21 protein-coding genes are annotated in these 21012 nt (G+C 42.3%); 11 read left to right on the top strand and 10 right to left on the bottom strand.

All coding sequences use genetic code 11. From position 1 onward, the window contains the following. Positions 1 to 120 precede the first annotated feature (120 nt). Positions 121 to 1527, bottom strand: a complete 1407-nt coding sequence (gene hisS / locus BUC17_RS08395) for a histidine--tRNA ligase (protein WP_073363322.1) — start codon at positions 1525 to 1527, stop codon at positions 121 to 123. 239 nt (positions 1528 to 1766) lie between these two features. Between hisS and BUC17_RS08400 the strand changes: the two genes are divergently transcribed. Beyond that, positions 1767 to 3014: an ABC transporter permease gene (locus BUC17_RS08400; RefSeq protein WP_073363323.1), complete on the top strand. Its 1248-nt coding sequence runs from the start codon at positions 1767 to 1769 to the stop codon at positions 3012 to 3014. Here BUC17_RS08400 and prmC read toward each other — a convergent pair whose 3' ends face one another. Together prmC and BUC17_RS08410 are read right to left on the bottom strand one after the other, a co-directional pair. Continuing rightward, on the bottom strand, positions 3015 to 3866 hold the full coding sequence (gene prmC / locus BUC17_RS08405) for a peptide chain release factor N(5)-glutamine methyltransferase (protein ID WP_073363374.1): 852 nt from the start codon (positions 3864 to 3866) through the stop codon (positions 3015 to 3017). A gap of 2 nt (positions 3867 to 3868) precedes the next feature. After that, a complete protein-coding gene (locus BUC17_RS08410; protein WP_073363325.1) occupies positions 3869 to 4354 on the bottom strand; it encodes a GNAT family N-acetyltransferase in 486 nt (161 codons plus the stop codon). A gap of 47 nt (positions 4355 to 4401) precedes the next feature. Here BUC17_RS08410 and ribD point away from each other — a divergent pair, with 47 nt between their 5' ends. The 3 genes from ribD (at position 4402) to BUC17_RS08425 (ending at position 6935) form a co-directional block, all read left to right on the top strand. Beyond that, positions 4402 to 5424, top strand: a complete 1023-nt coding sequence (ribD, locus tag BUC17_RS08415) for a bifunctional diaminohydroxyphosphoribosylaminopyrimidine deaminase/5-amino-6-(5-phosphoribosylamino)uracil reductase RibD (RefSeq protein WP_073363327.1) — start codon at positions 4402 to 4404, stop codon at positions 5422 to 5424. Continuing rightward, complete coding sequence (locus tag BUC17_RS08420; protein ID WP_073363329.1) at positions 5417 to 6025, top strand: HAD family hydrolase; 609 nt, start codon at positions 5417 to 5419, stop codon at positions 6023 to 6025. The genes ribD and BUC17_RS08420 overlap by 8 nt, the downstream gene beginning before the upstream one ends. Positions 6026 to 6329: 304 nt before the next feature. Next, the gene (locus BUC17_RS08425; RefSeq protein ID WP_073363375.1) at positions 6330 to 6935 is read left to right on the top strand and encodes an IMPACT family protein; all 606 of its coding nucleotides are present in this window, start codon (positions 6330 to 6332) and stop codon (positions 6933 to 6935) included. Here the strand turns inward: BUC17_RS08425 and BUC17_RS08430 are convergent. After that, positions 6932 to 7336: an acyl-CoA thioesterase gene (locus tag BUC17_RS08430; protein ID WP_073363330.1), complete on the bottom strand. Its 405-nt coding sequence runs from the start codon at positions 7334 to 7336 to the stop codon at positions 6932 to 6934. The genes BUC17_RS08425 and BUC17_RS08430 overlap by 4 nt on opposite strands. A gap of 187 nt (positions 7337 to 7523) precedes the next feature. Between BUC17_RS08430 and dnaA the strand changes: the two genes are divergently transcribed. The 3 genes from dnaA to BUC17_RS08445 are packed head-to-tail and all read left to right on the top strand — an operon-like array spanning position 7524 to position 10182. Then, positions 7524 to 8951 carry a chromosomal replication initiator protein DnaA gene (gene dnaA / locus BUC17_RS08435; RefSeq protein ID WP_073363332.1) on the top strand — a complete coding sequence of 476 codons (1428 nt, stop codon included), beginning with the start codon at positions 7524 to 7526 and terminating at the stop codon, positions 8949 to 8951. Positions 8952 to 8992: 41 nt separating this feature from the next. Beyond that, entirely contained in the window at positions 8993 to 9460 is a 468-nt protein-coding gene (locus BUC17_RS08440; RefSeq protein ID WP_073363334.1) for a low molecular weight protein-tyrosine-phosphatase, read from the top strand. Continuing rightward, positions 9460 to 10182, top strand: coding sequence for an SAM-dependent methyltransferase (locus tag BUC17_RS08445; protein ID WP_073363335.1), 723 nt, complete (start codon positions 9460 to 9462; stop codon positions 10180 to 10182). Before BUC17_RS08440 ends, BUC17_RS08445 begins: the two co-directional genes overlap by 1 nt. 30 nt (positions 10183 to 10212) lie before the next feature. On the opposite strand, the gene BUC17_RS08450 is transcribed toward BUC17_RS08445, so the two are convergent. The 5 genes from BUC17_RS08450 to dapF form a co-directional block, all read right to left on the bottom strand. Next, entirely contained in the window at positions 10213 to 10848 is a 636-nt protein-coding gene (locus BUC17_RS08450; protein WP_073363337.1) for a transglycosylase family protein, read from the bottom strand. A 98-nt stretch (positions 10849 to 10946) separates the two neighbouring features. Then, the gene (locus BUC17_RS08455; RefSeq protein ID WP_073363338.1) at positions 10947 to 11855 is read right to left on the bottom strand and encodes a DUF2279 domain-containing protein; all 909 of its coding nucleotides are present in this window, start codon (positions 11853 to 11855) and stop codon (positions 10947 to 10949) included. A 2-nt stretch (positions 11856 to 11857) separates the two neighbouring features. After that, on the bottom strand, positions 11858 to 12892 hold the full coding sequence (gene mltG, locus BUC17_RS08460) for an endolytic transglycosylase MltG (RefSeq protein WP_073363340.1): 1035 nt from the start codon (positions 12890 to 12892) through the stop codon (positions 11858 to 11860). Continuing rightward, complete coding sequence (locus BUC17_RS08465; protein ID WP_073363341.1) at positions 12879 to 13433, bottom strand: GNAT family N-acetyltransferase; 555 nt, start codon at positions 13431 to 13433, stop codon at positions 12879 to 12881. Before BUC17_RS08465 ends, mltG begins: the two co-directional genes overlap by 14 nt. After that, positions 13430 to 14233 (bottom strand): diaminopimelate epimerase, encoded by an 804-nt coding sequence (gene dapF / locus BUC17_RS08470; RefSeq protein WP_073363343.1) that lies wholly within the window; start codon positions 14231 to 14233, stop codon positions 13430 to 13432. Before dapF ends, BUC17_RS08465 begins: the two co-directional genes overlap by 4 nt. A 134-nt stretch (positions 14234 to 14367) precedes the next feature. On the opposite strand from dapF, the gene BUC17_RS08475 reads away from it, so the two are divergent. The 4 genes from BUC17_RS08475 (at position 14368) to BUC17_RS08490 (ending at position 18548) form a co-directional block, all read left to right on the top strand. After that, positions 14368 to 15756: a trypsin-like peptidase domain-containing protein gene (locus tag BUC17_RS08475; RefSeq protein WP_073363345.1), complete on the top strand. Its 1389-nt coding sequence runs from the start codon at positions 14368 to 14370 to the stop codon at positions 15754 to 15756. 148 nt (positions 15757 to 15904) lie between these two features. Further along, positions 15905 to 17353, top strand: coding sequence for a glyceraldehyde-3-phosphate dehydrogenase (locus tag BUC17_RS08480; protein WP_073363347.1), 1449 nt, complete (start codon positions 15905 to 15907; stop codon positions 17351 to 17353). Between the two features lie 155 nt (positions 17354 to 17508). Next, positions 17509 to 17904, top strand: a complete 396-nt coding sequence (locus BUC17_RS08485) for a hypothetical protein (RefSeq protein WP_073363348.1) — start codon at positions 17509 to 17511, stop codon at positions 17902 to 17904. Positions 17905 to 18122: 218 nt separating this feature from the next. Next, the gene (locus BUC17_RS08490; RefSeq protein ID WP_143161763.1) at positions 18123 to 18548 is read left to right on the top strand and encodes a hypothetical protein; all 426 of its coding nucleotides are present in this window, start codon (positions 18123 to 18125) and stop codon (positions 18546 to 18548) included. An 88-nt stretch (positions 18549 to 18636) separates the two neighbouring features. On the opposite strand, the gene BUC17_RS08495 is transcribed toward BUC17_RS08490, so the two are convergent. Further along, the gene (locus BUC17_RS08495; protein WP_073363352.1) at positions 18637 to 20904 is read right to left on the bottom strand and encodes an aconitate hydratase; all 2268 of its coding nucleotides are present in this window, start codon (positions 20902 to 20904) and stop codon (positions 18637 to 18639) included. Between the last annotated feature and the right edge of the window lie 108 nt (positions 20905 to 21012).

A 21012-nucleotide genomic window follows, 5' to 3' on the forward strand; every position in this document is an offset into this window, starting at 1 on the left:
TTAAACAATTTTTGATTTGACGACGCGAAAAGCCACACCTGATCAGTGTGGCTTTTCCATTTTTATTCCATAAAAAAATCACGTGATACCAACGTGATTTTTAATTTACTCGTACAAAGATTATAATGCCATAAGTTGCTCCCATGAACAGGCTAAGACTTCTCCAGTGGCCAAATTTTTAACCGAATATACTTCCTGTTCAATCGATCGGATGACAAAAGGAACTCCGCGCTTTTCGGCATATTTAAATTGCTTATCCCAATTCGCTGCATCGGGATAAAGCTCAGCGCTAATTCCTTGTCGACGTAAAGCCGTAATCGCCTGCATCGCCACTTCGGCCTCGTTGTATCCAAGATTTAAAAACAAAAATTGGGGAGCGGTTCGCAACGTTTCAGGAAAAAGATTGAGTTCCTCTAAAACCAAATAAATGCGGTCTAACCCGAATGAAATTCCAACGCCACTTACATTTTTCAATCCGAAAATTCCAGTCAAATCATCATAACGCCCACCACCGCCGATGGATCCCATTTGAACTCCTTTGGGAGCGGCCACCTCGACAATAGCACCCGTATAGTAGTTCAAGCCGCGCGCCAAGGTTACGTCCAACTCCAACGTGGCTTGCTGTAATCCTAACTTTTCCACTTGTGCGCCAATAAATCGCAACTCCTCTACTCCTTTTAACCCTATTTCTGAAGTGTGTAATAGCGTTTCCAATTGGGTCAATTTCTGTGAAAACGAACCCGAGAATGAGAACAGCGGTTGCACTTTTTCGAGCGCAGCAGCAGGAATCCCTTTGGCCAACATCTCGTCTTTCACTCCCGCCTCTCCTATTTTATCAAGTTTATCTAAAGCTACTGTAAAATCAATTAATTTATCGGAAGCACCGATTACTTCGGCAATACCCGACAATACTTTACGGTTGTTGAGTTTTAAGGTTACGCCATGCAAGCCCAAATCGTGAAACACTGCATCATACAGTTGCAACAACTCTACTTCTTGCCACAAAGAGGTCGATCCTACTACATCGGCATCGCATTGGTAAAACTCGCGAAAACGTCCTTTTTGCGGTTTATCGGCACGCCATACCGGTTGCATTTGGTAGCGTTTGAAGGGTAATGCCAACTCATTTTGGTGCATAACCACATAGCGCGCAAAAGGCACCGTTAAGTCGTAACGCAAGGCTTTATCCGAAATTTTGGCGGTAAACCGATTGAGTTCTACCCGTTGTTCGAGCGAAATGGTCTCGGCCGAGTGGGTAAGCAATGCTTCTAACGAGTCGGGAAGTTGAATTCGATTTTTATCGTAGAAATAATTCCCACTATTTAGGATTTTAAAAATCAAGCGATCGCCTTCATCACCGTATTTACCCATGAGGGTAGATGCATTTTCAAATGAAGGTGTTTCAATTGGTTGGTATCCAAAACATTCAAAATGACGTCGCATGACATTCATAATGTAATTGCGTTTGGTCACTTCATGGGATGAAAGATCGCGTGTTCCCGTGGGAAGTCCAGGTTTTTGTGCCATAAGGGTGGTGTGTTTTCATTGAAACCGTTGCAAATATCGGACATTTCACAAACGTAAACCAAGGACTGTTTCAACATTTTTGGGGCGTTGTAACGGAGCACCGATGCGTTAGGGATTGCGGCAATGTTGGAGCTCGCCCGAGGTGACGAGGGCAGCGACTGCCAAAAGCCCGGCCAACGCCCAAAAAATCTACGTCCAAGTTGTAACAAAATAGCGGTCGGGTCTACTTATGCAATACCATGAATGGAGTTTTTCGCGAAAATATAAAAATTGCATTGGGGGCTATTCGCTCGCAATTGTTGCGCACCGTACTGACAATTTTGATCATTGCCTTGGGAATTATGGCTTTGGTGGGCATTTTGACGGTGGTGGCCGCTTTGGACAATACGTTGAATTCGAAATTTGCCGCCATGGGATCGAATACGTTCAACATCAACCAATACGAATTTACCTCGCGACGACGGGGCGGCGGTGAAATCGAGAAAATAAATCCGATCATCTCCTATCCCGATGCCAAAGCATTTAAAGAGAAATATGATTATCCTGCTACCCAAACCGCGATTTATTTTACGGCGACTGCCAAGGCGGAGGTGAAATATGAAAACGAAAAAACCGAGCCTGCTATTTCGGTCTTGGGTGTGGATGAGTTTTACGTTCCCAACACGGGGTCGGAAGTGATTCAGGGTCGGAATTTCAATGTTTTTGACATTTCCAACAATGCGTATGTTTGTTTGTTGGGTAATGATTTTATAAAAGAAGGGTTGCTGAAAGACGTGACCAATCCGATTGATAAAATCATAACGATTCGTGGGGCTAAGTTCCGCGTTATTGGAATACTCAAAGAAAAAGGATCGACGTTTGGCAACAATCAAGACCAACGGGTAATGATCCCGATACAGATTGCGCGATCGTTGTTTTCGGCGCCCAATATCAATTATACCCTTAGTACGATGGTGATGCGCCAAGAAATATTGGATGCAGCCATAGATCATGCGCGTTTAACGATGCGTCGGGTGCGTCATTTGAATCCGGTAGAGGACAATAATTTTGGTATTTCGCGCAGTGATGATTTGGTGCAACGGATTGCAGAGACCACAGGAACTCTGAATATTTCAGCGTTTGTGATTGGTTTGGTGACCATTTTGGGGTCGTCAATCGCCTTAATGAATATTATGATTGTTTCGGTCACAGAGCGTACGCGTGAAATTGGCGTTCGGAAATCGTTGGGAGCCAAACGAAGTACCATTGCGTGGCAATTTTTTATGGAAACCCTTGTCATTGGGCAGTTGGGTGGATTAGTCGGGATGCTTTTGGGGATAGGAATTGGGTATCTTTTTGCTTCCTTCTTTGAGTTTGCCTTTACGATTCCATGGATGGCTATGATTGCCGCCTTTATCACCAGTTTTATTGTCGCAATTGTTTCGGGATTGTACCCCGCTTTGAAAGCGTCCAAACTGGACCCGGTGGAGGCACTACGTTACGAATAGTTAGCGTTCACACCGCAGCATCCGATCGTTTCCAAACAAATCTTTGCGCAAAATCACCGTTGAAAATCCGAGTTGCTCCATCAATTGCTGGGTTTCGGCGCCCAAGTATTGATTGATTTCAAAGTACAACTTCCCTCCTTTTTTCAAATGGTTAAGCGCAAACTGTCCAATATGACGGTAAAATAACAGCGCATCTTCATCATCGACAAACAAGGCCAAATGGGGTTCGTGTTCCAAAACATTGGGTTGAATTTCGTGTTTCTCCAATTTTCGCACATAGGGAGGATTGGAGACGATACAGTCAAAAAATTGTTGGGTGAAACGAACCTCCATCGCGGGCGCATCCAAAGCATTTTCTTGTATAAATTTTACCTGCACTCCATTGCGTTGAGCATTGCGTTGGGCCACGGCTAAGGCATCAGCCGCAACATCGATCGCTGTGACCGAAGCTTGGGGGCAATTTTTGGCAATCGCAATGGGAATACAGCCACTCCCAGTCCCGATATCGAGTAGGGTCCCGTTGGTATTGGGAAAATCGTGGAGTATCCAAGCCACTAACTCTTCTGTTTCCGGGCGTGGAATTAAGGTGGCGGGGGTCACTTCGAAGGGTAAGTCATAAAAATAGGTACTTCCGATAATATATTGTATGGGTACAAACCGTTGTAGGGCTTCGAGTGCCGCGTGCCAACGTTCGGGTTGCGGGGTCGTTATATCGGGGGTAAGCACCAAATCGATACGCTTTTTGTGCTCAAAAGCGTCGAGTAGCAATTCAAAAAAACGACGCGCTTCCTCGGAATCATACAAGGGACTCAGTTGCTGTTCAAAATGCGCTTTCAGTTGTCGTAGTTCCATAATTAAAGTGATTTTATCATCCATACGGGGCAACTGGTATGACCGGTACTTCCCATAGGAGCATCCAAATAGGTAAATCCCATTTTGTGGTACACATGTTGGGCGGCTTTCATTTGGGGCAGCGTTTCCAAATAACAGTGGTGGTAGCCGAATTGCACTGCCGCTGTAAGACATTGTTGAATCAATTGTTGGCCCACGCCTTTACCGCGCACATCGGGCAGAAAATACATTTTTTGCAATTCGCAGGTTGCCGTATCCCCTTTATCGAGGGGCGCTATGCCACCACCGCCCAGGATACGACCTTCCATTTCAACAACGAAGTACAGCGACTTGGGGGCTTGGTAGGTTTCGTAAAGGGAATCCAACTGTGGATCGGCGTAGGCGGTTCCGGTGCGTGGGTAACCTTCCTGTTCAAAAACGGTTCGAATCACTTGAGCAATGGCCGCATTATCACCGGGTTGAATTTTACGTATCGAAATGGATTTCATTGGCGGGGTAATCGTATTTTTGTGGGGTGAAGATACATGAAAAATACATGCAACGGTGCTTGCAATTGGCAGAAAATGGCTTCGGGACAACCTATCCTAATCCGATGGTGGGCAGCGTGATTGTGCACAACTACAGGATTATTGGCGAAGGTTGGCATCGCAAAGCGGGGGAACCCCATGCCGAAGTTAGGGCTGTGCGGTCGGTTACGAATCCTGAACTCCTGAAAGAGGCTACCCTGTATGTGAGTTTGGAACCGTGCAGTCACTTTGGAAAAACGCCTCCTTGTAGTGATTTAATTTTGGAAAAAGGGATTCCGAATATCGTGGTAGGAACCGTTGATCCTTTTGCGGCGGTGGCGGGAAAGGGCATTCAAAAACTCCGTGAAGCAGGACGAACTGTGGTGGTGGGGGTGCTGGAACGCGAGTGCCAAGAACTGAATCGACGTTTTTTTACGTTTCACAACAAGCAGCGTCCTTATATTATACTTAAGTGGGCTCAAACGGCCGATGGGTTTATCGCCCCTTTGAAAAAAGAGACCCAAAAACCCGTTTGGATTTCCAATACTTATGCCCGTCAAAAAGTGCATCAATGGCGTAGTGAAGAGCAGGCAATTTTGGTAGGAACCAAAACGGTATTGGACGATAATCCGCAGTTGAACACCCGTGATTGGTATGGAAATGCTCCCGTTCGCATCGTTTTGGATCGCGAGGGAAAAATCGACCACACTTATCGCGTTTTGGATGGCACACAACCTACCCTGGTGATTACGGAGGCTAAAAAAAAGGGATCTGACGAACGAGTTGTGTATCAAAATTGTATATTTGATAGTTCACTCCCGCAACAAATTGCGCGAATTTTACACCAAAAAGGACTACAATCGGTGATTATCGAAGGTGGGGCAAAAACCTTGCAACTGTTTATTGATGCGGGGTTATGGGATGAAGCTCGGGTTTTTGAAAGTGCGGAACAATGGGGACAAGGAATTCATGCCCCACGGCTTGAAGCCCTTTGTGTTCGGAGTGAAAAAATTGAAAACAACAACCTAACTTGGTATTACCACTATGATTAACGCAATCATTTTTGACTTTGGCGATATCTTCATCAATTTGGAGAAAGAAGCACAGATTGAAGCTTTTAAAAAATTGGGATTAGACGGTCCTAACGACGACTTAATAGCACAAAATGATTTGTTTGAAAAAGGGAAAATTACCGAACAGCAGTTTTTGGAATCCTTTCAGCGCTATATCCCTAAAGCCACTTTGTTGGAAATTCGAGAGGCTTGGAATACCATTATTGGGGAGTTTCCTCTGGAGCGTTTGGAATTTTTACAGATGATTTCAAAAAAGTACCGTCTGTTTTTGTTGACCAATACCGATGAAATTCACATCAGTCGGTTTGAGCATAAAGTGGGCATGTCGTTTTACACCGATTTTTATAATTGTTTTGAAAAGGTGTTCTACTCCTACGAAATGCGAATGCGCAAACCCGAACCCGAAATATTTACGCATATCCTAAACAAATACGACCTGTCGCCCAAACGCACCTTATTTATTGACGACAAAAAAGTCAACACCGACGCCGCTGAAGCCTTGGGATTGTATGTCTGGAACTTACAAGTAGGCCAAGAAGACGTAACTGAGTTGTTTCAGCATAAGGAGTTTCCGTTGTAGAAGTTGGTTGTTGGTTGTTGGTTGCTGGATTTTGGGATTTTGGGATTTGAAATCCTGCTTCTTCTGAACTATTTACACGCATTCCGCTATCTCTATTTTTACACTTTTACACTTTTACACTTCGACACATCGACACATCGCCACATTGACTCATTGCCTCATTGTCTCATTGCCGCGTTAGGGATTGAGGGATTGTTGGAGCTCGCCCGAGGCACGAGGGCAGCGACTCCCGAAAGCCCGGGCCGAAGGTAACGCCCGAATTCGAAATAAACTTTTTATTTTTGTGGTCTTAACTTATTGTGCCTTGAAGGATACGTATCGTACAATTGCTGCACCGACGGCACCGGTTCTTTTTAAAGAAAAACAAAGTAAGTTTTTAGGCTATGCCTTTCCTGTAGCTTTGGAGGCGGATGTTAAAACACATTTGGAACAGCTGCGAAAGGAGCATGTGGGTGCGGTTCATTTTTGTTATGCCTATCAATTGGGCGCCGAGAAAAAGCAGTATCGGGCCAACGACGATGGAGAACCTTCAAACTCCGCTGGTATGCCTATTTATGGACAATTGTTGTCGTTTGATCTCACCAATGTAGTCGTGGTGGTGGTGCGGTACTACGGCGGGATTAAATTGGGCGTTGGGGGACTCATAGCAGCGTATCGAACCACTGCGCAACTCACCTTAGAATCGGCACACATTGAAGAACGAACGATTGACGTTGCGTTTAAAATAGGCTTCGACTACCCTATGCTCAATAAAGTAATGCGTTTGGTAAAAGAACACCAACTCACCATTATGCATCAATCGCATGCTTTGCGCTGTGAGATGCTGGTAGCTACTCGCAAAAAAAATGCTGAAAAGCTACAAGGAGTACTTGCGACTTGGCACGAAATTACATGGGAATTGATGGATTAAGAAACGGAGTCAATAATGGCTAAAACTTCGGCAGGTGGAACGATGGGTCGCCCTGTTTTTACATCGACAAAAACAAGGATAAAATGCGCAGTTGTTAATAACTCATCGGATTCACTGCGGATTTCGCAATCAAATTCAATCTTAACGCCTTTATATTGTTGTAATCGCGTTGTGACCGTGAGAAGATCGTCGTAGCGGGCGGGTTTTTTGTAATTGATATGCATGGAAACAATGGGCAACGCCACACCGCTCTCTTCCAGCGCCTTATAAGAAATCCCTTGATTTCTAAGCCATTCCACGCGTCCGATTTCAAAATAAGGGACATAACTCCCGTGATATACGACTCCCATTTGATCGGTTTCGCTGTAGCGAACGCGAATTTGTACTTCGTTTAATTTCATCTATATTTTTATGCTGTTAATCTATGATTTCAATTTTCTTTACAACAATATTTTCAAAAAATCAATAGGGTTTAATTTTTTTTTAACCAAAATTGTTCACATATTTGTTAACCCAAAATCAGGGATTTTTTTCCCACTTTTCCTCAGCAACAGAACCTTTAACTAAAGTATTAATTTTAACAGATTTATGAGTAAAACTGCGCAATCAGTATGGGAAAATTGTCTGTCTTTTATCAAGGACAATATTCAAGAGCAAGCTTACAAAACTTGGTTTGAACCAATCAAATCCGTTGAACTTACTGATAATGCGTTGTACATTCAAGTGCCTAGTAAATTCTTTTACGAATGGCTTGAAGAACACTATGTAAAACTGTTAAAAGTTGCCCTTACCCGCGAGCTTGGGAAAAATGCAAAGTTACTGTATAAAATTAAGATGGAAAACACGTACGGCAACAAACAGCCGTTTACGGAACAGTTGCCAAGCGCTCACCGCAGTCCGATCAAATCACAGAATGTGGATGCTCCTTACAAGAACTTGAATCCTGAACTCAAAAATCCGTTTGTAATTCCTGGCATTCGCAACGTTAAAATCGAGTCGCAGTTAAATCCGAATTACAGTTTTGACAACTTTTTGGAGGGTGATTCCAATCGTTTGGCGCGCTCGGCAGGTTTGGCAGTAGCCAACAAACCGGGGGGAACCTCATTTAATCCCTTATTAATTTTTGGGGGTGTTGGATTGGGAAAAACGCACTTAGCGCATGCGATTGGGGTAGAAATTAAAGATAAATATCCTGAAAAAACGGTGTTGTACATTTCAGCTGAAGTGTTCACCCAACAATATATTGATTCGGTAAAAAAGAACAACCGCAATGATTTTATTCATTTTTATCAATTGATTGATGTTTTGATCATTGATGATGTTCAATTTTTATCGGGGAAATCTGGAACGCAAGATGTGTTCTTCCATATTTTCAACTACTTGCACCAAAATGGCAAGCAAGTGATTTTAACCTCCGACAAAGCGCCTGTAGACATGCAGGACATTGAACAACGTTTGTTGTCGCGCTTTAAATGGGGACTCTCAGCAGAGCTTCACCAACCCGATTATGAAACACGCGTTTCGATTTTACGCAACATTTTGTACCGTGACGGCGTAGAAATGCCCAATGAGATCGTGGAATATGTTGCTCAAAACATTAAATCCAACGTACGTGAATTGGAAGGTGCCATCATTTCACTAATTGCACAATCGTCTTTCAACAAAAAAGAGGTTACCCTCGATTTGGCAAAGAGCATTGTAGAAAAGTTTGTGAAAAATGTAAAACGCGAGATTTCTATCGACTACATCCAAAAAGTGGTTTCCGATTATTTCCAACTAGACATAGACACTTTACAATCTAAAACGCGTAAACGTCATGTGGTACAAGCGCGTCAATTGGCCATGTTTTTTGCCAAAAAATTCACCAAGGCTTCTTTGGCTAATATTGGAGCTCAAATTGGAGATCGCGATCACGCTACGGTTTTACATGCGTGTAAAACAGTCGACAACCTTGTAGCTACCGACAAACAGTTTAAAAAGTTTGTGGAAGATATCAACAAAAAGTTGTCGTTGTAGTTGGGTTTCGTACTTTTGTGCGAATTTTTTAGCCTAGTATCATGCCCGTAAAAATTTTGATGGTTTGCTTAGGAAACATCTGTCGTTCTCCATTGGCAGAGGGTCTTTTAGCATCTAAATTACCGCAAGACAAATTTCTCGTAGACTCGGCCGGTACTGGAAATTACCATGTGGGCCGTCAACCGGATGCGCGTTCTATTGCAACAGCAGAGAAAAACGGCCTTTCCATTGCGCAACAACGCGCCCGACAATTTACCCCTCGTGATTTCGACGCCTTTGATTATATCTACGTCATGGACAATTCCAATTATGACGATGTAATTGCTTTGGCAAAAAACGAATCCCACAAACAAAAAGTCGATTTAATTCTTAACGCCTTATTCCCCGGCGACAATGTTGATGTTCCCGACCCCTACTACGGTTTGCAAAATGGATTCGATATGGTGTATGAAATGCTCGACGAAGCCACCGATATTATTGCACAACGTTTACTGGAAAAATCGAGTTGATGGCATCAAATCCCAAAGGCAAGCTTTACCTCATCCCTATTCCACTGGGTGATAACGACCCCATGGAAGTTTTACCCTTCACGGTGCAACGGGCTATTGAATCCTTGGATCATTATGTGGTTGAAAATGAGAAAACTGCCCGTCGATTTATCAAAAAAATTGCTCCCGAAAAACCGCAACCCTCTTTACACCTTCGCACGTTAAACAAACATACCGAATTGCAGGAACACCGCAGTATGATTCAACCTTGCTTGGAAGGAATATCAGTAGGCTTGATGAGTGAAGCCGGCTGTCCTGGCGTTGCCGATCCGGGAGCAGTTATTGTGAAATTAGCCCACGAACTGGGCATTCAAGTGATTCCTTTGGTAGGACCCTCTTCAATTTTATTGGCGTTAATGGCTAGCGGGATGAATGGCCAAAGTTTTGCCTTCAACGGATATTTACCGATTGATAAAAGTGAAAAAAAAGCTACCCTAAAATATTGGGAACGTCTTTCGCTTGAACGCAATCAGTCGCAGTTATTTATCGAAACGCCGTATCGAAACAACAAACTCATGGACGATTTGATGCAAACCTTGCATCCCAACACCTTACTCTGTGTGGCGGCCGATATTACGCTTCCCACCGAATACATCAAAACCTTACGCATTGCCGACTGGAAACGAAATAAAGTAGATTTAGACAAGCGCCCTACCTTGTTTATCCTTCATAAAAACGCATAAAAAAACCTCCCATTTAGGAGGTTAATTTTTTTAGTTTACTTTCGGATTTTTCTCGGCTTTAATCTGGTGGGTTTCGTAGCCCCCAAACCTTTTCATGTAGGTCTTCACCGAAGTACCATAGCCATCATGGCATTTGCGTTTTCCTTGCGACTCTAAGAAACGGCGCACCGATCCTGGTCCACCCAAATGAGCTGCTGCTAAAATACCCGACTCGGTAACATACACGCCATCAATGGTTTTCCCACGGTAACGCTTAATTTCGTCCTGTAATATCCATTTGTGTTTTTTCAACAAAGCCATAAAAGCTTTTTCCTGCATTTCAGGACTACGCATAAAAGCAGAAGGATTATGAACGCCTACAGAAGCTAAGGTTTGTGTGCCAAATTGGTACTTCCCCATAAATCCTTTGGTGTTCACTTTACGGTAATTGCCTTGCGATTCCTTAAAAGCAAGTGCTTCACGGAAACCGATAAAATATTTTCCGGTAAAAGGAATGGCATTGTGGGTGTAATCTGAGGGGTTTAAAGAAGGATATTGATACAACAACTCCTCATCTTCACTAATGTGAAACCAATCGTGTTCTTCGACATCGAGTGGTTTGAATGCGGAACTAATAAATCCGATAACAAGTAAAATGGTAAGGTAATACGTCCATTTTCTGATCATAAAGTGTGTTTTCCAAGTCCTGTCACTACTTGATTAGCGGGGGCAAATATACGACCTTTTTTGATATAAAACTTGAATATCAGGCAGTTAATTAATTCTTAAAAGTAAATCCAATGTCCAATCCACTTTCCGGAGGCTTGATATTCAAGGGTTGGCGCCGGAATTTTCACCACATTAAAAACAGAAAAAAGGGTTTTTAAAAGCCTATTATTTGTACGTATTTTCGTTAGATTTATATCCAAGCTAAGATAAAACTGTCGCTGGCGTGTGTACTTGTTCGCTTCTAAAAGTGCCGCTGACTCACTTCGTCCGGCGAGCATACCATCGGCACCATACCCAAAAGCAACACTTAACCAAGGTGGAATTTTGGAAGATTTAAAAAAATCGGCCAAGGTAAACGACAACCAATACGTTTGTCCATTGTAATCTTTAAGCAGTTGTTCCTGAAAACTTGCGCCCAAAACATTGGGACGTTGCGGCGCAAAACGGGTTTGTTGAAAAGAAAATTTGGGTACAATTCGTTGCTCCTTCCACAGCAATTCTTGTCCCACATACAAAGCTGTCCCGGAAGTATTGGCAATAATATCACCCCAAGAGGCACCCCATTCGGCTGAAAATCCATCAAAAACTTCAACGGCAGTCATAAAAGCTAAAGCAGAGGCCGATCCATAGAGCAACTGACTTTTGGTCGACATCCCTGCCCAGCGAAACGATTCGGCTCCCAACCGGCTTAAATGGTAACAGGAAAATACATGTCCCGCTTTGTCCATTTGGAACCATTCGTTATTGTCATTTATAAAATGAAATGACGATTGGGGATAGTCTTTATACCATAATTGATGAAGACCGACCAATGCCGACGATGCCAATCCAGCAGTGGAGTATACCACGGCATTTCTTCGGGGAAGATGTAAGGTATCGGATGGTTTTAAAAACGAATACGGTTCCTGTTGTGCCTGCAAACTCTCCGCAAAGAGTATGACAAATAAAAGCAACCCCCGAAACATGGTTATCGCGTTGTACCCGTTGAATTAATCCAATCGGCGTAGCGTTTTGCATTGACTTGATGTTCGGCATAAGAGGACGCAAACTCATGGTACCCAAACCGATCAACGCTTGCACAGAAAAAAATAAAATTGTGCTTTTCTGGATTTAAAACGGCATCTATGGCAGAAATATCGGGCATGGCAATAGGGCCTGGAGGCAAGCCTGCATAGACATAAGTGTTGTAGGGAGAGTTTATGGATAAATCGGCATACAATACCCTTTTGATTACTTGTTTAAAATCGTTCGATTGTAGCTTTAAGGCATAAATCACCGTGGGATCCGCCTGAAGAGAGATTCCTTGAGCTAAACGGTTTAAATAAGCGCCGGCCACCCGAGGGCGTTCGTCTTTCTTCACGGTTTCTTTATGCACAATGGAGGCTAATGTAATCACTTCAACAGGGGACATTCCTAATTTTTCAGCCTTAGCCAACCGATCAGCATTCCAAAAACGCTTGTATTCTTGGAGCATTTTATCGCGAAATTTCTCCGCTGAAACATTCCAATAAAATTCATACGAATTGGGAATAAACATCGCAATCACATTTTCTTTGGAAAAACCATTTTCTTTTAAAAATACACTATCCCGAAACACGTTCATGAGTTGGGTCGTATCGGGTTCAATCTGTTGACTAAACCGCACACACAAATCTTCTAAACGCTCTTGGTTGTTGAAGGTTAGCTTAACGGGACGGTTGTGACGTAAGGCGGCTACCAAACCAAAGTTCCCCATTCCTTTTTCCAATAAAAAACGACCGGGTTTCACATTTTTATCGTAACGACGTAGCGCCGCCATATTTTCAAAACCGCCCATACCGTTGATGTAGGGCGCCATTATTTTTTTAACGTCTTCAAAGGTTGACCCTGTGGGAATAGTAACCCATTTTTCATTTTCATTAAAGGTAGTGTTGGATGCAAAAAAACGCAGGTAACCCGCAATTCCGACAAGCAAAGCCAACCCCCCAAGGATATAAAGTAGTTTTTTCTTATTCGCGAACATGTTCGTTGTTTTTGTTTTGAATCAATTGATAAAGTGCTTCGTCAAAATATTGCCCGTTTCGATAAATCCAATCTTTTTTTAGGCCAATTTTTTGAAAGCCAAATGTAGTAAAAAGAGCTATGCTCGCGGAATTTTCAGCACCAATATTTGCATAGACTTGATGCAATTGTAAGTGATGAAAAGCATACTTAATCAGTAACTCCAAGGCTTCTTTCCCTAAGCCCTTTCCGCGATCATCTTCATTTTGGATAAGGATGCCGACTCCTGCGCGTCGGTGAACTGGGTCAAAATCGAAAAGATCAATCAAACCAATCGCCGTGGTGGATTCTTGTAAACAAATGGCTAAGCGCAATTGCTTGGCTTCAAAAATATCTTGGTGCGCGTTTTCGAGGTATTGCCGTATCAAAAACCGACTGTAGGGCGTGAGGGTATGACTTACTTCCCAAATGGATTCGTCATTTTCTATAGCATATAAAAATTCCAAATCCTCAGGTTCTAAGGCACGAAGATAAACCGAATGACCGCGTAATGTTTGCCTCATAGTTCTATTTTCCCTTCAAATACAAATGTTGCGGGTCCGATTAAATGCACCTGGGTATATTTTCCATTCACCACTGAAAAGGAAACCTGTAGCTTCCCTCCTTCTACCTCTAAATCAATCCTAGTTGCATCGGTTTTCCCTAGCGCCTGCATGGCAATGGCAACGGCTGTAGCACCCGTTCCGCACGACAGCGTTTCATCTTCTACGCCCCGTTCATAGGTTCGCAATCGAAAATGATTACCCCCCAAAGGTTGCACAAAATTGACATTACTGCCTGCCTGTCCGTACAAATTTGAATACCGAATGGCTGCCCCTTCTTTTTTCACATCGAACTGATTCAAATCGTCGACCATAGTTACATGATGCGGCGAACCCGTATTGAGGAAAACATAATCCGGTTGAAAAGAAATTTCGTGTACATCTATCATTTGTAGGGAAACCAAATCCGTATCGGAAATTGTAGCATGATGCAAGCCATCAACTGCCATAAAAGTGGCTTTTTCATGGATGATGCCCAACTTTTTGGCAAAAGCAGTTAAACAACGTCCTCCGTTTCCACACATGCTGCTTTCTTGACCGTCGGCATTGTAATACACCATTTTAAAATCGATCTTTCCGGCAGACAAGTCGGTCAAATTGTCATTTTCCAACAATATCAATCCATCAGCACCAATGCCAAAGCGTCGGTCGCATAAAAACTGAATGGTTTTGGTATCATTTTTGGGAAAAATGAGATGACGATTATCGACCATCACAAAGTCGTTTCCTGTACCGTGGTATTTGTAAAAGGGTATAGTCATTGTAATACAAACCTAAAGTACAAAGTTACAAATATTACGGGCACGCCAAACAATGTTAAACGAGCGTTAAAGGAAAAATGACCGGGTAATAATTTTATAATTTTGAGGTTGAATAGTAGATAAAAATTAGCAATATGAAACGATATAGTGCATTATTATTTATAGCCTTTTTCAGTGGAGCAACCACGTTGGTAGGGTATAAACTGTTTTTTGAATCCCATCGCAATGGAAATTCAATTGTGACCATGGCACCCCAGTATAACGCACGCAATGTGGCCTTGGGTGCAGAAAATATTGATTTCACTGCGGCTGCCGATCAAGCCGTACACACTGTAGTTCACGTGAAAAATGTTTCGGTTCGTACGGTTTACGACCCGATTCGTGAATTTTTCTATGGCGCCCGTGGTGGAATTCAGCAAGAGCAAATCGGAACTGGTTCGGGCGTGATTATTTCGCAAGACGGCTATATTGTGACCAATAACCACGTAATAAAAGATGCCAACCAACTTGAAGTTACCTTAAACAACAAAAAAGTGTATAAGGCAAAGTTGATTGGAACTGATTCGAAAATGGATATTGCTTTATTAAAAATTGACGCCGATGAAAAACTCCCCTATGCGACCTTTGCCGACTCTGATCAAGTTCGCGTTGGAGAATGGGTATTGGCGGTAGGTAATCCGTACAATCTAACCTCAACAGTAACTGCGGGTATAGTATCGGCAAAGGCGCGTAATTTGGACACCAATGGGATTCAATCGTTCATCCAAACGGATGCAGCGGTCAATCCAGGAAATAGCGGTGGTGCCTTGGTCAATACGCGTGGCGAGTTGATCGGAATTAACACCATGATTTCGTCACCTACGGGTAGTTATGCAGGCTATTCTTTTGCCGTGCCTTCCAACATTACCCGAAAAATCATTGAAGATATCATGGAATTTGGGAATGTACAACGGGGTGTTTTGGGCGCTGTTGGAAATGAATTGAACGGGGTTCGTGCGAAAGAACTGGGCATCAAGCAAACGGAGGGGTATTACATTACGAATGTGATTGAAAATTCGGGAGCGGCCAAAGCAGGCATCAAAAAAGGAGATGTCATTGTAAAATTGGACAACCAAAAGATAACTACCTATCCTGAATTGACGGGGTATTTAAACACCAAACGTCCCAACGACCGAATTAATGTGACAGTAATCCGTGATGGGCAAACGAAAGTAATACCCGTAACCTTGGTCAAGAACGATGTGATTAATACAGAATTTAGAGGCTTAGAATTGGAAAATCTTTCGGCAGCCGACAAAAAACGATACAATATTGAATCGGGAGTACGGATTAAAAATGTGACTAATGAGCGATTACTCCCCTACAAAGAGGAATTGGTGGGGAGCATCATACTAAGCATTGACAACACCAATGCGGCGGATGTGGAAGCGGTTTCCAAAATGCTCGGAAACAAAGATGACCGCGAGGGTGCAAGTGTTCGTCTACTTACCAAAAACGGTCAGATTTTGCGTTTCATTATCTAACAAAAAATATACAAATCAATACTAGCCACTCGACTATACGGGTGGCTATTTTTTTTGAAAAAAATGTTTCAAATAATTTTACGAAAACGTTATAGTTGATTACTTTTGCACCAAATTTATAAACACAACTCCACCTTAAGATTTAATCATGACAACAAACCAACAGTACGAAAAGGAACTTGCTTTTCAAGTTGACCGAAGAAAAGCAGCCATCGACATCATCAAAATTGTAAGTGATTTATGGTATGACAAATCCATAGAGTTAATCTTTTTCCGCAATCCATTGTTGAATCGAAATGTTAGCGATGTAATGAACTTGCATGAGTATGCGGGGGAATTCATTCAAAAGCCAATTAATGTTTTTGATACTGTTGAAATAGCCAAAGCCTTGTCAAATCTTGATTTACCGCCCTCACGTATTGATATAGGAAAACTGACTTACGAATTCCACATGGATACCAATGCGGTACACGATCCGCGTGCTTTTGTGATTGATCGATTGAAAGATTCCAAAAAATCGCAAGAAATCAAACCCAAAGATGTGGTGTTATACGGTTTTGGACGAATTGGTCGTTTGCTCGCTCGTGAAATGATGAGTAAAATTGGAAAAGGCGAGCAATTGCGTTTACGCGCTATTGTAACCCGTGATCGCAACGATGCACAATCCTTGGAAAAAAGAGCTTCCTTGTTGCGTTATGACTCCGTACATGGCGATTTTGAAGGCTCTGTTTCGGCCGATGTTGACAATAATGCGTTGATCATCAATGGAACAACGGTACATATCATTACCGCTGCCGGCCCTGAAGAAATTGACTATACCCAATACGGCATTGAAGAGGCGTTAGTCATTGATAATACTGGGGCGTTTACCACGGAGGAAGCGTTAAAAAGACATTTGACGTCCAAAGGGGTTGAAAAAGTATTGCTTACAGCGCCTGGGAAAGGGGTTCCCAATATTGTTCACGGTGTTAATCACAACGATTATAATCCGGATGAGGTTAAAATTTACTCCGCTGCCTCCTGCACGACCAATGCGATTACACCCGTTTTAAAAGCTATTGAAGATACCCTAGGTGTTGTAAAAGGACATTTGGAAACGATTCACGCTTACACCAACGACCAAAATTTGGTTGATAACATGCACAAAAAATACCGTCGTGGTAGAGCAGCGGCGCTCAATATGGTAATTACCGAAACAGGAGCTGGTAGTGCTGTCGCTAAAGCCTTACCCAGTTTGGCTGGAAAACTAACTTCAAATGCAATTCGTGTTCCTGTGCCCAACGGTTCGTTGGTTGTTTTGAATTTGGAAGTAGGAAAAACTACTACGGTTGAGGAAGTCAATAACATTATGCGAAAATATGCCTTAGAGGGTGAACTGGTGGAGCAAATCAAATACTCACTCAACAACGAGTTGGTTTCTTCCGATATTGTAGGCACATCTGCGCCATCCATTTATGACAGTAATGCGACGATTGTTTCGGGCGATGGAAAAAATATTGTGTTATACGTTTGGTATGACAACGAGTATGGGTACAGTCATCAGGTAATACGCCTAGCGAAATACATTTCAAAAGTACGTCGCTACACGTACTATTAATAGTTATTAATTCAAGAAAAAAAGTCCGGTGCTTAAGAAGTATCGGACTTTTTTCATAAAATTATCCGAAAAATGCTAATATTCACCGAGTTATTGTATTTTATTTAAATTATTTTTTTACATTCGCCCCAAGTTAGATCCCAAACTACTTAACTATGAAACAATGCATCACTCTAATGCTGCTGTTGTTGGCTACCTTTGCATCAGCACAAAGCACTTGTAAGGAACAATGTGTCAAAACGTATCGCTACGGTTACAATGGCATGGAACTCATCGCCACCTCTCCCAAAGAGACCATAATTGTAAGTACGTACAATTCCAAATTAAGTATTAAAGAAGACATCGCCAATAAAGTATACCAATACTATTGGGATGAATTACGAAATAATGATTCGGGTCCCGTAACGGTGACTATCGATGGAGATTTTGCAAAAGTTACAGGCAAATGTATAGTAACTAAAAAAGGAAAACTAACAGCGGTTGAGTTTCACTTTGAAAAAATCGAATGGCCGAATGGTATCACCGAATTGTACCGAATGCATCAAGGGTAATCCCTGTTCTAAATCGTATTAAAACTCCTCCACACCGGGGGAGTTTTTTATTTGCCTATTTTTATATAAGTAAGAATTTTATTACTTACAAATAACAAAATTGCTTTTTATCGATTTTATTTGTATTTTATCGATATTGTTCGTACACTTGATTCAAGAAAGTAAACAAGTTCAAACAATTCAGCCCCAAATCGAATTGTAACTTAACCTACGAATCTATGCGATACATTATCATTCTTATTCTGGGGATGATAAGTATGGGACAAAGTTTTGCACAAGGTAACACAATCAAGCCTTATGCTTATGGCAAAAATGGTATGGAATATATCGTTCGGTACCAAAGTGGTCACACGGTTATTGTGAGTACGTTTCATGCTCGAGCAGACTTGGTAGAATCCATTTCCAAAGCGATGTTTCAATACTTTACCCAAAACAAACCCATTTCTGGCGCATGGATTACGCTTGAAGTTGAGGGTGCTAAAGTATCGGGGAGTTGTATCATCAAAGAAGTCGATCGGTTGACCTCAGTAGAATTTTATTATGATACCGTAGTGCGGAGTAATGGAATAACTGAGATTTACAGACCCGTTCGTCCCGACGTCCCCACAAGCACTGCGCAAAGTGCTATTGCCATTGAAGAATAATGCTCATATTATATTTTGTTTTAGGTTATTACGAAAAACGCCCCTTGTGCAAGGGGCGTTTTTTTATTGCAAATGTATTACTAACCGTTTAGGCTTTCCCAGCGGCAGCAATAAGATTCAAGGCAGAACCCGCTTTAAACCATTCGATTTGACCCTCATTGTAACTGTGATTTGCCAAAATCGTCTCTTTTGAGCCATCGGCGTGAATCACTTCAATCGTTAAGGGTTTTCCTGGCGCGAATGCTGTCAAGTCCACAAAGTTGAATGTATCGTCTTCTTGGATTTTATCGTAATCGGCTTCATTAGCAAACGTTAATGCCAACATCCCTTGCTTTTTAAGATTGGTTTCGTGAATACGCGCAAATGATTTTACCAAAACAGCAGAAACACCTAAGTGTCTTGGTTCCATAGCCGCATGTTCACGCGACGATCCTTCTCCATAGTTTTGGTCTCCTACTACAATAGATGGTACACCCGCCGCTTTATACGCTCGTTGAACTTTCGGCACTTCATCGTAGGTGCCTGTCAACTGATTTTTCACTGAATTTGCTTTACCATTGAAAGCATTTTCAGCACCAATCAACATATTTTTGGAAATATTATCCAAGTGACCACGGAAACGCAACCATGGACCTGCCATCGAAATGTGGTCAGTGGTACATTTTCCAAAGGCTTTGATCAACAATTTAGCGCCTGTAATGTTTTGTCCGTTCCAAGGAGTAAATGGATCTAATAATTGTAAACGCTCTGATGTAGGGGAAACCACCACTTCAACAGCACTTCCGTCAGCAGCAGGAGCTTGATATCCTGCATCCTCTACATCAAAACCTCGGTTGGGTAATTCATCACCTACAGGAGGATTTAATTTAATGGCTTCACCGTTATCATTCAAAAGCGTATCAGTTATCGGATTAAAGTCCAAACGCCCTGAAATCGCCAAAGCCGCCACCATCTCAGGAGAGGTTACGAAAGCATGGGTATTTGGATTTCCATCGGCTCGTTTCGAAAAGTTTCGATTGAACGAATGCACAATAGTATTTTTCTCGCCTTTATCAGCACCTTCACGATCCCACTGACCAATACAAGGTCCGCAGGCATTGGTGAATACTTTGGTTCCCATTTTTTCAAAAGCAGCCAAAATACCATCACGCTCGATGGTATAACGAATTTGCTCTGAACCTGGATTAATACCAAATTCCGCTTTAGGAGTAATATTATTCGCTACAGCTTGTTCCACAATAGAAACTGCCCGCGACATATCTTCATAGGAAGAGTTAGTACAAGAACCAATCAACCCCCACTCTACTTTCAACGGCCAACCATTTTTAGCCGCTTCATCTTTCATCTTAGAAACAGGTGTTCCGCGATCGGGTGTAAAGGGTCCGTTGATATGAGGCTCCAATTCTGAAAGATTGATTTCAATCAATTGGTCGAAATAGGTTTCAGGATTTGCATAGACTTCTGGATCGGCAGTCAAATACGAAGCCACTTGATCGGCTGCATCAACCACATCTTGACGCCCTGTAGCAATTAAGTAACGACGCATAGAATCATCATACCCAAATGTTGAAGTTGTCGCTCCAATTTCGGCACCCATATTACAAATGGTTCCTTTACCAGTACATGACATGGCTATCGCACCTTCCCCAAAGTATTCTACGATAGCTCCCGTTCCTCCTTTTACCGTTAGAATATCGGCTACCTTTAAAATTACATCTTTGGGAGCAGTCCAACCGTTCAATTTACCGGTTAGTTTAACCCCAATCAGTTTAGGGAACTTCAATTCCCAAGACATCCCAGACATTACGTCAACGGCATCTGCACCGCCAACACCTATCGCGAGCATACCTAAACCTCCTGCATTTACCGTATGCGAATCCGTACCTATCATCATACCGCCTGGAAAAGCATAATTTTCTAAAACGATTTGGTGGATAATTCCCGACCCGGGCTTCCAGAATCCGATACCGTATTTATTTGAAACGGAGGATAAAAAGTCAAAAACTTCTTTCGACTGTGAATTGGCCACCGCTAAATCGGTTTTTGCCCCCACTTTGGCTTGAATCAAGTGGTCACAGTGAACGGTTGTAGGAACGGCTACTTTTGATTTCCCTGCGTGCATGAATTGCAACAAGGCCATTTGTGCCGTTGCATCTTGACAGGCAACACGGTCTGGAGCAAAATCAACATAATCTTTTCCTCTTGAAAAAGATTGTGAGGGTGTGCCTTCCCATAAGTGAGCATATAAAATCTTTTCTGAAAGTGTAAGCGGACGACCCACCAATTCACGTGCTTTATCCACACGTTGTGGCATGTTGGCGTACACCTTTCTGATCGTTTCAATATCAAAAGCCATATATAAAGGTTTATTTGTTTGCAACGCAAATTTACGAAATCGATATTCTTTAAAAAATTTTTAATCAAATATCTTTATCAGAAGAAATAATTTGCAAAAACCATAGTA

This window comes from Flavobacterium fontis (assembly GCF_900129405.1).
Lineage (GTDB): Bacteria > Bacteroidota > Bacteroidia > Flavobacteriales > Flavobacteriaceae > Flavobacterium > Flavobacterium fontis.

Excerpts from the sequence above, each read along its gene's own strand:
- BUC17_RS08475 (WP_073363345.1), top strand. The coding sequence starts at position 14,368 with ATGAAACGATATAGTGCATTATTATTTATAGCCTTTTTCAGTGGAGCA.
- BUC17_RS08490 (WP_143161763.1), top strand. The coding sequence starts at position 18,123 with ATGCGATACATTATCATTCTTATTCTGGGGATGATAAGTATGGGACAA.
- BUC17_RS08480 (WP_073363347.1), top strand. The coding sequence starts at position 15,905 with ATGACAACAAACCAACAGTACGAAAAGGAACTTGCTTTTCAAGTTGAC.
- BUC17_RS08420 (WP_073363329.1), top strand. The coding sequence starts at position 5,417 with ATGATTAACGCAATCATTTTTGACTTTGGCGATATCTTCATCAATTTG.
- BUC17_RS08430 (WP_073363330.1), bottom strand. The coding sequence starts at position 7,336 with ATGAAATTAAACGAAGTACAAATTCGCGTTCGCTACAGCGAAACCGAT.
- BUC17_RS08450 (WP_073363337.1), bottom strand. The coding sequence starts at position 10,848 with ATGATCAGAAAATGGACGTATTACCTTACCATTTTACTTGTTATCGGA.
- BUC17_RS08400 (WP_073363323.1), top strand. The coding sequence starts at position 1,767 with ATGAATGGAGTTTTTCGCGAAAATATAAAAATTGCATTGGGGGCTATT.
- BUC17_RS08440 (WP_073363334.1), top strand. The coding sequence starts at position 8,993 with ATGCCCGTAAAAATTTTGATGGTTTGCTTAGGAAACATCTGTCGTTCT.
- BUC17_RS08410 (WP_073363325.1), bottom strand. The coding sequence starts at position 4,354 with ATGAAATCCATTTCGATACGTAAAATTCAACCCGGTGATAATGCGGCC.
- prmC (WP_073363374.1), bottom strand. The coding sequence starts at position 3,866 with ATGGAACTACGACAACTGAAAGCGCATTTTGAACAGCAACTGAGTCCC.
- BUC17_RS08495 (WP_073363352.1), bottom strand. The coding sequence starts at position 20,904 with ATGGCTTTTGATATTGAAACGATCAGAAAGGTGTACGCCAACATGCCA.
- BUC17_RS08445 (WP_073363335.1), top strand. The coding sequence starts at position 9,460 with ATGGCATCAAATCCCAAAGGCAAGCTTTACCTCATCCCTATTCCACTG.
- BUC17_RS08465 (WP_073363341.1), bottom strand. The coding sequence starts at position 13,433 with ATGAGGCAAACATTACGCGGTCATTCGGTTTATCTTCGTGCCTTAGAA.
- dapF (WP_073363343.1), bottom strand. The coding sequence starts at position 14,233 with ATGACTATACCCTTTTACAAATACCACGGTACAGGAAACGACTTTGTG.
- BUC17_RS08455 (WP_073363338.1), bottom strand. The coding sequence starts at position 11,855 with ATGTTTCGGGGGTTGCTTTTATTTGTCATACTCTTTGCGGAGAGTTTG.
- mltG (WP_073363340.1), bottom strand. The coding sequence starts at position 12,892 with ATGTTCGCGAATAAGAAAAAACTACTTTATATCCTTGGGGGGTTGGCT.
- hisS (WP_073363322.1), bottom strand. The coding sequence starts at position 1,527 with ATGGCACAAAAACCTGGACTTCCCACGGGAACACGCGATCTTTCATCC.
- dnaA (WP_073363332.1), top strand. The coding sequence starts at position 7,524 with ATGAGTAAAACTGCGCAATCAGTATGGGAAAATTGTCTGTCTTTTATC.
- ribD (WP_073363327.1), top strand. The coding sequence starts at position 4,402 with ATGCAACGGTGCTTGCAATTGGCAGAAAATGGCTTCGGGACAACCTAT.
- BUC17_RS08485 (WP_073363348.1), top strand. The coding sequence starts at position 17,509 with ATGAAACAATGCATCACTCTAATGCTGCTGTTGTTGGCTACCTTTGCA.